Source organism: Natribacillus halophilus (assembly GCF_900100185.1).
Lineage (GTDB): Bacteria > Bacillota > Bacilli > Bacillales > Marinococcaceae > Natribacillus > Natribacillus halophilus.
On sequence record NZ_FNEN01000008.1, the window covers coordinates 13,409 to 23,865 of the forward strand.

General features: G+C 50.0%; 10 protein-coding genes. 4 read left to right on the forward strand and 6 right to left on the reverse strand.

Annotated features, from left to right (window positions below; genetic code table 11):
- Positions 1 to 120: 120 nt before the first annotated feature.
- Positions 121 to 1,005 carry a YitT family protein gene (locus BLS58_RS10115; RefSeq protein WP_090398553.1) on the forward strand — a complete coding sequence of 295 codons (885 nt, stop codon included), beginning with the start codon at positions 121 to 123 and terminating at the stop codon, positions 1,003 to 1,005.
- Between the two features lie 98 nt (positions 1,006 to 1,103).
- Here the strand turns inward: BLS58_RS10115 and BLS58_RS10120 are convergent, their stop codons facing one another.
- Positions 1,104 to 1,412: a YerC/YecD family TrpR-related protein gene (locus tag BLS58_RS10120; protein ID WP_090398557.1), complete on the reverse strand. Its 309-nt coding sequence runs from the start codon at positions 1,410 to 1,412 to the stop codon at positions 1,104 to 1,106.
- An 82-nt stretch (positions 1,413 to 1,494) separates the two neighbouring features.
- The gene (locus tag BLS58_RS10125) at positions 1,495 to 3,003 is read right to left on the reverse strand and encodes an adenine deaminase C-terminal domain-containing protein (RefSeq protein ID WP_245723134.1); all 1,509 of its coding nucleotides are present in this window, start codon (positions 3,001 to 3,003) and stop codon (positions 1,495 to 1,497) included.
- Positions 3,004 to 3,340: 337 nt separating this feature from the next.
- Here BLS58_RS10125 and BLS58_RS10130 point away from each other — a divergent pair, with 337 nt between their 5' ends.
- The 3 genes from BLS58_RS10130 to BLS58_RS10140 all read left to right on the forward strand — a co-directional run bounded on the left by BLS58_RS10130 (position 3,341) and on the right by BLS58_RS10140 (position 5,941).
- Entirely contained in the window at positions 3,341 to 3,544 is a 204-nt protein-coding gene (locus tag BLS58_RS10130) for a YgaP family membrane protein (protein WP_090398810.1), read from the forward strand.
- A gap of 82 nt (positions 3,545 to 3,626) precedes the next feature.
- On the forward strand, positions 3,627 to 5,036 hold the full coding sequence (locus BLS58_RS10135; protein ID WP_090398561.1) for a hypothetical protein: 1,410 nt from the start codon (positions 3,627 to 3,629) through the stop codon (positions 5,034 to 5,036).
- Between the two features lie 434 nt (positions 5,037 to 5,470).
- The gene (locus BLS58_RS10140; protein WP_090398563.1) at positions 5,471 to 5,941 is read left to right on the forward strand and encodes an ATP-binding cassette domain-containing protein; all 471 of its coding nucleotides are present in this window, start codon (positions 5,471 to 5,473) and stop codon (positions 5,939 to 5,941) included.
- A 104-nt stretch (positions 5,942 to 6,045) separates the two neighbouring features.
- On the opposite strand, the gene purD is transcribed toward BLS58_RS10140, so the two are convergent.
- From purD to purM, 4 genes are read right to left on the reverse strand one after another with little or no spacing between them, the layout of a single operon-like run.
- Positions 6,046 to 7,311, reverse strand: a complete 1,266-nt coding sequence (gene purD, locus BLS58_RS10145; RefSeq protein ID WP_090398565.1) for a phosphoribosylamine--glycine ligase — start codon at positions 7,309 to 7,311, stop codon at positions 6,046 to 6,048.
- Between the two features lie 15 nt (positions 7,312 to 7,326).
- A complete protein-coding gene (gene purH / locus BLS58_RS10150) occupies positions 7,327 to 8,853 on the reverse strand; it encodes a bifunctional phosphoribosylaminoimidazolecarboxamide formyltransferase/IMP cyclohydrolase (protein WP_090398568.1) in 1,527 nt (508 codons plus the stop codon).
- Positions 8,850 to 9,437: a phosphoribosylglycinamide formyltransferase gene (purN, locus tag BLS58_RS10155; RefSeq protein ID WP_090398569.1), complete on the reverse strand. Its 588-nt coding sequence runs from the start codon at positions 9,435 to 9,437 to the stop codon at positions 8,850 to 8,852. Before purN ends, purH begins: the two co-directional genes overlap by 4 nt.
- Complete coding sequence (gene purM / locus BLS58_RS10160) at positions 9,434 to 10,456, reverse strand: phosphoribosylformylglycinamidine cyclo-ligase (RefSeq protein WP_090398571.1); 1,023 nt, start codon at positions 10,454 to 10,456, stop codon at positions 9,434 to 9,436. The genes purN and purM overlap by 4 nt, the downstream gene beginning before the upstream one ends.
- Position 10,457 lies beyond the last annotated feature (1 nt).

The window sequence follows — 10,457 nt, forward strand, 5'->3', positions numbered from 1 at the left end:
TTAATTATAGCAGAAATCGATGATATTCTTAAGCCGGAAAAGGCAAGCATCTTCGTTCCTGTCAATTTTTAAGATTAGCAATCACCGAAAGAGGTTATACCTATAAAAGGTGATGTTGTTATGAAAAGCATATTGTTTTTAACGTTCGGAACGTTCTTGTTCGCTTTCTCGATTACACAATTTGCGATGCCAAATAACTTGGCGGAAGGAGGAATCGCGGGGCTTTCCCTTTTGCTTTTTTACGCGTTTGAATTCTCGCCGGCGCTAGTCACGTTTGTTTTTAATGCCGTTTTGCTCGCGATCGGCTATCGTATATTGCCGAGACATATGGTTTATAAATCCCTTTTTAATGTACCGTTATTTTCGTTTTTTGTATTTTTAATGGAAGATTTGGGACAGCCGATGGCCGATCCGCTGTTGGCGGCCATTTTCACAGGGGTGTTTACCGGAGCGGGCTTTGGCTTCATCTTTCAGGCCGGAAGCACAACCGGAGGCACTTCGACGGTCGCTCGTATGCTGAATCATAAATTGGGCTGGGAACTCACCGGGGCCAACTTTGTTTTGGACGCCATCATCGTTGGTGTGGGCATTTTTATCATTGGGCCTCTTTTCACCATGTATACGATTGTCGCGTTGTATATCGGGAAGAAAATCACCGATTACGTCCTGGAAGGCTTTCAGTCCAGAAAAGCCCTTAATGTCATTTCCGAAAAAGGAAACGAAATCGCGGACGCGGTCAATCGCCTCATGCAATCCAGCGCCACCCTCTATGAAGGGTATGGAACCTATTCGGATAAAAAGAACTACATGGTCTACATTGTCATTGAAAAACAACGATTGTTTCATTTAAAACAACTTATCTATGAGATCGATGAAAACGCCTTTATCGTCGTGTATACGGTCAAAGACGTGTCGGGCGGGACATTCTTAAAAAAGTATCATCCGTCGCAAGAATCATTTCCAACCGATGAAACCTTTGAAGAAGAGGATTTCGACAAGCGTTAAGGGTAATGAGGAAAAACCTTATTTCATGCCCCTGCGAACGGCGGTCAAACCATGTCTTCATAGACAAAATAAATAACCCGAGGGCCACGAGATGGCCTTCACTCGGGTTGACTTTTTTCTCCATGCACACGACTTAGGGCCATTTGGTAACTTTCATTCCCGTAATTCAAACAACGTTTCACCCGGCTAATCGTGGCTGTGCTCGCCCCCGTCTCTACTTCAATGGAATGATATGTTTTTCCGTCTTGCAGCATGCGCGCGACTTCAAGGCGTTGCGCCAGCGACTGAACTTCATTAATCGTGCAAAGGTCATCAAAAAATTGATAACATTCCTCAATATCTCGCAAAGAAAGGATCGCCTGGAACAACTGATCCATTTCCTGACCGCGTAACTTATCGATTTGCATAGCTACCTCTCTTTCATTTTTTAGCAGATAAGTGAAACTAAGGCTTTCGCCAGGCTTGGCGATAAGCCAAGTTTTCTTTATTTTAACGCATGATCGTAGGAAAGAGAATGCTTTTTTTGTGTACATCGTAAATTCCCTTGGCCGTCGTTCTTACGTAAGGCAAGTGCGTCGATGAGAAGAAGAAGATGCTATAGAGAGGGTCCTCATGCGGATACCCGCTTTTCTTCAGGACATCGACGAAAGCTGCGTGTCTGTCTATAACTCCTTCCATCTCAAGGTCGGACATCATCCCGAAATATGGGAGTGGAAGCTCCAGACGCCGGTTCTCGTCTTCATTTTCAATGAAGATACCTCCACCGTTGGCCTTCAGTTTTGCAAATGCTGCTTTCATCGCTGACTTTTTCTTCCCGATCAGAACGATATCGCCGGTGACCGAAAAGGTCGTCGCCAAACCGTCCAATTGAGTGGCAAAGCCTTTCAGTATCGTATTCATACGCCATTTTCCCTCTCGATCGATCATGGCAAAATAACATTGATCATGATCGTAGCTAAGGGCTTCTTTTGTACCGTCGATATCAATATGATAAGGCTTCAGCAATACATTGTTAACGAGGTGAATACCCATCGGCATGGAAAAATGCATATCTTCTTCCTGTAAATCCCAGTCTATGCCTTGCTGCGTCGATGCGTACGCTCCCCAATCAAAGGGTTCCGGCTCGTTTACGACCCGTCCCTCCTGCACGATCCACTCGCCTTTTGCCAACACTGAAATCGGGGTGGGGTCCTGTATATCCATGAGAAAATTGAGATGTGCCACTCGACCGGGAGCAATCATGCCGTGCATGTCCTCAATCCCGTAATGGCGCGCGACATTATAAGACACCATTTCATAAGCGGACAGAGGATCAACGCCTTCTTCGAGCACAATCCGTAAAAGCTCATCCATGACGCCGGGTTCATAGAACGTGGGGCTGCTTCCATCCGTCGTGAGCAGGAAGCGACTGTAATCTTCAATGCCTGCTTCCTCCAGCTCTTTGATCAGTCGCGGCAAATCCGGGCGCAGCGATGAATGACGCAACGTTGTCGTATATCCCGCGTCAAGCCGACGTAAAATCTCCTCACCCGTGATCGCTTCATGATCGCTCATGACCCCGAGTAACGCCAGCTGGGACAATGTTTTTTCCGAAGCCCCCGGCAAGTGCCCTTCCATCGGTTTATTTCCTTTTTTCATTTGTTCTATCCAGTGCAACATCGTATCGTCACCGGCAATCACCCGTGGCCAGCCGCTTAATTCTCCGCCCTGGAGCACGAGCGGATGATTAATCCAATCTTCGAGATTTTGCGGTGTAAACAGACGATTTTCCCTGTTCGTTTCCGTTTGCGCGTCTACCCGGCTGGACCAATAGAGAGACGAAGGGCCCTTGCCCATTTCGGTTATGAATGACAGCGCTTTCTTTTTCTCCAAGTGCATGAGCAATATCAGGTTATCATTGATGATGGTGCTCGTTCCTCTGTTCAGCGCATAATCCGCGAACGCGCGGGGATGATATAACATGAACGGATGGGCATGGTGTTCGATATAACCGGGCACGACAAATTGCCCGCGGGCATCGTAGAACTCCGTATCCGTCGTATTCCCCGGTAAATTGTCTCCGACATAGACGATCCGGTCCTGATAAATCCAAATGTTTGCTTTCGTCCACTGCTTGCGTCCGCTATTCAGATAAGTGGCGTTTGTAATGACGAGCGTCGGCGCCCGTTCTCCGCGGACGACATCGATTTGCCTTCGTTTTGCTTGTTTATCCCATAATGAGAATGAAGGATGAATGGTTCATCACCTACTGTTTTTAAATTCTGCATTCATTTTAACACAAGTTCAGCGTCTGCACCCCTTTAAACTACGACAAAAATATGAAAGGATAGTTTTTATGAATATCAGTACGATGAACGCAATAATAAGGATTGCTTGCGGATCCACCATTTTGGCTTGGGCAACATCTAAACTTGTGCGAAAACCCCTGTGCTTCACAGGTCTTGTGTGCGCCATGTGCGGCGGTATAAAAATAGGCACAGGCATCTTCCGCTATTGTCCGATCACCGCTCTTGTCTCCGATAAAAAATATAGGCGTTAGCGCATAACACACTCAACCCCCGTTATCATACCTTATGGTATAGGCGTAGAATTGTACAATCGTCTAATGATCGGGGGTTATCATGGCGTTTACACATGTATTTTTTCTCATCGTCATTGCCACAGTGTTTATATTCATCTTTTGGCGAAAAAATGTCGTTTTTCCGGTGATTCTCGGAACGTTTTTACTTGCTTTCTTCCACTATACAGACCTCGCGGTTCTGGATCGGCTGATTTCCTCGGCTCAAGCCGTGTTTCTCGCGTTCATGAATGCCGGCATTGAACTGTTCGACATTATGCTGATCATCACTTTAATGGTCGCGATGTTGCAGGCGCTGCGGGCGGTCGGTGCTGCTGAGCTAATGTTTTCACCGCTTAAAAAATTAATGATCAATCCGACGATGTCCTTTTTCGTCCTTGGGGTTACGATGTATCTCGCCTCGCTCTTCTTTTGGCCGACGCCCGCGATTGCACTCGTCGGTACCGTGCTGATTCCGATTGCCGTCAAAGCGGGATTGCCTGCCATTGGCGCGGCAGTTGCGGTGAATTTGTTCGGACACGGAATGGCGTTATCGGGGGATCTCGTCGTTCAGGGTGCCGGAAATATAACAGCAGGTGCCGCGGGGCTGGATATAAGTGAAATTTTGCCATACACAGCGTTATTTTCTTTAGTGGTCGGTTTTGTGGCCATTCCCATCGCGTTTTTCACGATTAAAAGAGGCATGAAAAAAGGAAAATGGAAAGCAGATGAGGCTGCGCTCGATATCAAAACGACCGACACGTATAAAGGACGCCCGAAAATATCCAAAACGATGGCAATATTCGTCCCGCTTGTATTGCTGACGATTGTCGGGCTTATGTTGTATCGGGCCGTTTTTCACCCGGAAGCGGCCATTCAGGGCCAGGATGCCACCGCCTTGCTCGGCGGAACCGCTGTCTTTTTGATGATGATCGCGACGTTCGTCAAAGGCGGGGTCCAAGGGATGAGCAATATCGTGGAATATATAAAGGAAGGCTTCTACTTCGCACTCAAAATCTTCGCGCCGATTATTCCGTTGGCCGGGTTCTTTTTCCTCGGACACCCGGACCATGCAGAAGCCGTGCTCGGAGAAGGCGCGCCCGGATTTCTCTTCGATATCGGTGAGTCGCTCTCGCAATATATTGACGGCAGTCCTGCCATGCTCGTCATAGGTATCGTGGTCATCGCCATACTGGCTGGTTTAGATGGGTCCGGTTTTTCCGGATTACCGCTTGTCGGCGGCCTTTCGGCAGCGCTCGGGCAGGCAACGGGGATAGACGTCGCGGTCCTCGCTTCACTCGGGCAAGTCGTGACGATTTTCGTCGGAGGGGGAACCCTCGCAGCCTGGGCATTCGGAGCTGCGGCAGATGCCGGAATCGCCGGGGTTAAACCTGCGGAACTCGTGAGACAAAACCTTGTACCTGTTCTGATCGGGGTTGTTGTTGCTTCGATTGTGGCTGTTTGGATGCTATAGTTGCTAGAGGTGGGAAGTTGGAAATTAGAAGGAGAAAAAGCAGGCGGTTGGAGCTCTTTTTTCGGTTGAGCACCGCCGTTCACGTTCCAACGGATGCGGTTGCCTGCCTTTGTGGATCATAACGGTGCGTGGTGGTATTGATTTATCTTAACAACAAGAGATATGATAAGGTATCCAATTCAAAAAGAGGGTGAACTGTAGGACGATGAAGTACTAATCCTATTTTTACGGAACAGACGAACATATGTATCAATAGACTTTCAATAGGAAGGTTTATTTTGCATGTTCTTCGTCATCGTTCGGAATAGGATTGGTTATCCATATTGTGTAGCCTGCGGGTATGTAACTATATGCCTCCTATTCTGAACGTCTGTCTATGAATAGGGGGCTATTTTTTTTAGTCTCCATCTTTAAAAGAAATGGAGATGATCTAATTGGTATTGATCCAATTACAAAACATCCGCTTTAATGTCAGAGATCGAACGTTATTCCATATTAATGATTTAAACATTCATCAAGGAGACCGTATCGGCTTAATCGGCCGCAATGGTTCAGGAAAAACATCCTTGCTACAGATGGTTAACGGAGACATTCCACCTGCTTCCGGAACGATAACGAAGAATGCATCCGTCGCACTGCTTCCGCAAATTAAGCCGCGTATGGAACAGAAAAGCGGTGGAGAAATCTCTCAGGCTGTCATTAATCAAACGCTTGCGCGTGAATCCGAGCTGATGCTAGCTGATGAGCCTACGACACACCTCGATTTGGCTCATATGGAAAAGATTTATCAAAGTTGTATTCAAAAAAAAGACCTTGCCATTCATCCCCTTATTGAAATAAGGGGCGTTCTGGCAATTGGCAGTAAAGAAAACTTGGCTTATCGCCAAGCCTGGCGAAAGCCTTAGTTGCACTTATGCATGATAAGAAAGTTTTTTACTTTCTTATCTGCCGAAAAAAGACTTCGGACAATAACCGAAGCCTTTCCTTATGGATTATCGGGAGCGCCATTCTACTCCTTGCTCCCAAGCCCACGGGCGCCAATGTCTGTGCGATAATGATAACCATCAAGCTTCAAGGTTCTCATCTGCTTATACACACGCTTCTGGGCTTTCGCGACCGTTTCGCCAAACGAGGTCAGTAAAAATACCCGGCCGCCGCTGCTCCGCAACGTTTGCGCATCACCGTCAACACCGGCGTAAAACATCATGCTGTCTTCCGGATCGAACGCAATGTTGCCAGGCACTTCCAACCCTTTCTGATAAGCTCCGGGATAACCTTCCGCCGCGCCTACCACTCCGACGAGCGCTTCCCGTTTCCAGGAGAGTTCGGGCGTACGGCCGTCGAGCACTTCCAGCAGCACTTCGGCGAGATCATCTTCCATTCGCGGTAGAATCACCTGGGCTTCCGGGTCGCCGAAACGAGCGTTAAATTCAATCACTTTCGGTCCGGCGTCGGTAAGTACTAATCCTGCATACAATACGCCGGTAAAAGGGGCTCCTTCGGTGACCAACGCTGAAGCGGCCGGTTGCAGGATCGCATCAAACGCTGTTTCCATCACATCCTCCCCGACATGGGGCACGGGCGAATAGGCCCCCATCCCGCCGGTGTTCGGACCTTGATCACCATCATATACCCGTTTATGATCCTGCGATTCTGCCAGGGGTACGACCGTGTCTCCATTGACGAGCCCCATCAGGGAAATTTCTTCGCCTTCCAGGTACTCCTCGAGGACCACTTTCGCACCCGTCCCAAACGCGTCATTCTGCAAAACATTTGCCAGGGCATCTTCGGCTTCCGACCACGTCTTCGCGACTGTTACCCCTTTTCCCGCTGCCAAACCATCGGCTTTAACGACGATCGGAACACCTTTTTCGGATATATAGGCTTTTGCCCTGTCAAAATCGGTGAACACGGCATAGTCTGCCGTAGGGATGCCGTACCTTTTCATCATATCTTTTGCGAAGGATTTGCTTCCTTCGATGCGTGCGGCATTCTTTTTTGGTGCAAATACTTTTAACCCTTCCTGTGCAAATACATCGGCCACACCTGCAAGCAACGACGCTTCCGGTCCAATGACCGTAAGGTCGACATCGTGTTTTTTTGCTGCGGCCGCTAACGCTTCGCCATCTTCCGCATCAACAGACAGGCGCTCGGCCACATGATCCATTCCCGGATTTCCCGGAGCTACATAAACGCGGTCCACGATCGGACTGATGCTTAGCTTCCAGGCGAGGACATGCTCCCGTCCGCCGCTGCCAACGACCAATACATTCATGTTTTTTGCCTCCCCTTACGCGTGCCTGAAGTGGCGCATGCCCGTGAAAACCATCGCGATGCCGGCTTCATCCGCGGCGTCGATTGATTTCTGATCCCGCTTTGAACCGCCGGGTTGAATGATCGCAGTCACCCCGGCTTTTACCGCCGTTTCTACGGTATCGCCCATGGGAAAAAAGGCATCGGACGCCAGCACGCTGCCTTCAGCATCCGTTCCGGCTTGTTCAATGGCAATTTCCGCGGCGCCCACGCGATTCATTTGACCGGCGCCAACGCCAACCGTCCGCTCACCTTTCGCCAACACGATCGCGTTCGATTTCACATGTTTAACGACAGGCCAGGCGAATGCAAGGCTTTTCCATTCAGCAGCCGTCGGTCCCCGTTTCGTCGCAACGGTTACCTCTGCATCCGCGAGTCCTTTGCGGTCCTCATCCTGGACGAGCATGCCGCCGCTGACCGAGCTAACGACGCGGGAGGTATCCCGATGTTCGTTCATATCAACTTTCAAAAGCCGAACATTTTTCTTTTGTTGCAGGATCGCAAGTGCATCATGGCTGTATGCCGGTGCGATAAGCACTTCCAGGAAAATGTTCGACAATGCTTCGGCTGTCTCGGCATCAACGGTGGCATTCAGTGCGACAATCCCGCCGAAAATGGAGACCGAATCGGCCGCATAAGCTTCGGCAAAAGCAGCCGTCAACGTATCACCAACACCAACCCCGCACGGATTCGTATGTTTCACCGCCACGGCCGCTTTCGTGTCACTGAACTCTGACACTAACGCTAACGCGGCATCGGCATCATTGATATTGTTATACGAAAGGGCCTTGCCATGCAGTTGCTCGGCAGCAGCAAGCGTTGGTGCTCCATGCACTGGCGTTTCATAAAAAGCAGCGCTTTGATGAGGATTTTCCCCGTAACGAAGCGCCTGTTTTTTCTCATACGTAAGCGTGAGCGTCTCCGGATACACTTCCTCCGTTAAATAATCAGCGACTAAAACGTCATAAGCTGCGGTATGGCGGAAAACTTTCGCCGCTAACTGCCTGCGCTTCTCCAGCTCGACACCTTCATCCTGGATCCCTTGCAATACCTCGTCGTAATCGGCAGGATCCGTTACAACCGTTACATAGGCATGGTTTTTCGCGGCCGCCCGCAGCATAGCGGGTCCGCCGATATCTATATTTTCAATCGCCTCCGCCTCGGTCACGTCTTTCTTTTGCATCGTTTCCTTAAACGGATAAAGGTTTACGACGACAAGATCGATCGGCTGAATCGCTTGCTTTTCCAACGCTTTCCGATGGTCTGCCTGGTCCGGTTTGGCAAGCAATCCGCCGTGAATGGCCGGGTGCAGTGTTTTCACACGTCCCTCCAATATTTCCGGAAAGTTCGTCACCTCGGATATACCGACCACTTGAACGCCGGATGCTTCCAACGTGCGCTTGGTGCCTCCCGTCGAGATGATTTCATAGCCGTTTTTTTCAAGTTCCTTGGCAAAATCAACGATCCCCGTTTTATCACTGACGCTTAGCAATGCCCGTTTCATTTATGATGAACCCCTTCCGAACGATCTTTTAAAAGTTGCTGTAACGTTTGCGGATACAAACGATGCTCGACGCTTTGTACTTTTTTCGCTAATGAATCCTTCATATCTCCTTCGGCAATTGGCACGGTCTCTTGACGAATCACCGCACCCGTGTCCATGCCATCGTCAACGTAATGGATGGTCACGCCTGTCTCATTGACCTCGGCTTCCAGAGCTTGTCCGATCGCATCAAGGCCGGGAAACGCCGGCAATAGAGAAGGGTGGATATTGACGATTCGCTGATCATAAGCGGTAACGAGCGTCGGCCCGAGTAGGCGCATGTAGCCCGCCAACGCCACCCAGTCGACATGATATTGTTTAAGCAGCTGCAGAAGTTCCTCTTCATAATGCTGCTTACTGGCAAAATCCCGAGGTTTGAATGTGTGCGTGTCGATACCGTAGTCCCTCGCCTTTTCAAGAACGGGCGCTTCCGGTTGATCACTGAAAACAAGAGCAGGTTCAGCTTCAAGCGTACCTGATCGCACAGCCTGCAGTATCGCCTCGACATTGCTGCCCGTCCCGGAGGCAAACATGGCCAGTCTCATACCGGCACCCCTTTTATCGACAGCTTACCGCTTTGGTCAACCGTTCCAATCGAGCGCGCGCTGCTGAGAACATCGAGTGCCTCTTGCTCCCGCTCCGGTCTCACCGCGATCACGAAACCCGCCCCCATATTAAACGTTCCGTACATATCCGCGTCGCTTAAATCGCCTTGCTGTTGCAAAAACGAAAAAATCGCGGATGTCTCCCAAAGTGCCGGATCAATATGAGCGCCCAGTCCGTCGGGTAACATCCGCGGCACATTTTCAAGCAATCCACCACCGGTAATGTGCGCCATCCCGGTGACATCTGTGGCCGCGAGCAATTCCCGAACCGCCGGGACGTAAATGGTTGTCGGCGTTAACAGCTCTTCCACGAGCGGTTTTTCCAGCGGCGCATACGTCTCTTGCAACACCAATTGCCGCTCCTCGATAATTTTACGCACGAGGGAAAATCCGTTGCTATGCACACCGGAAGAAGGCAGCGCGATTAATTTATCCTCTGCCTGCACATGTTCACCCGTGATGATGTCTTCTTTTTCCACGGCCCCGACCGCGAAACCGGCGACGTCATATTCATTGTCGTCATACATCCCCGGCATCTCCGCTGTTTCTCCGCCGATCAGCGCGCATCCTGCCTGCTGGCATCCGTCACTAATCCCTTTTACGACCGCTTCCATACGAGCCGGATCAGCTTTGCCGGAGGCAATGTAATCGAGAAAATAAAGCGGCTCCGCGCCCTGGACGATAATATCGTTGACGCACATGGCGACGGCATCTTCGCCGATCGTATCATGGCGATCGGCGGCAAACGCGAGCAACAATTTCGTCCCGACGCCATCGGTGCCGGAGACAAGTACCGGCTGCTTATAATCGAGGGACGAAAGGTCAAACATGCCGCCAAAGCCACCAACAGCGCCGAGTACGCCGGGGCGTTTCGTCTTTTCCACATGTTTTTTCATCCGCGCGACCGTCTCATAGCCCGCTTCCACGTCTACGCCCGCTTCTTTATATGCATCACGCAAT

Excerpts from the sequence above, each read along its gene's own strand:
- BLS58_RS10130 (WP_090398810.1), top strand. The coding sequence starts at position 3,341 with ATGAATATCAGTACGATGAACGCAATAATAAGGATTGCTTGCGGATCC.
- BLS58_RS10120 (WP_090398557.1), bottom strand. The coding sequence starts at position 1,412 with ATGCAAATCGATAAGTTACGCGGTCAGGAAATGGATCAGTTGTTCCAG.
- BLS58_RS10115 (WP_090398553.1), top strand. The coding sequence starts at position 121 with ATGAAAAGCATATTGTTTTTAACGTTCGGAACGTTCTTGTTCGCTTTC.
- BLS58_RS10135 (WP_090398561.1), top strand. The coding sequence starts at position 3,627 with ATGGCGTTTACACATGTATTTTTTCTCATCGTCATTGCCACAGTGTTT.
- purN (WP_090398569.1), bottom strand. The coding sequence starts at position 9,437 with ATGAGACTGGCCATGTTTGCCTCCGGGACGGGCAGCAATGTCGAGGCG.
- purH (WP_090398568.1), bottom strand. The coding sequence starts at position 8,853 with ATGAAACGGGCATTGCTAAGCGTCAGTGATAAAACGGGGATCGTTGAT.
- purD (WP_090398565.1), bottom strand. The coding sequence starts at position 7,311 with ATGAATGTATTGGTCGTTGGCAGCGGCGGACGGGAGCATGTCCTCGCC.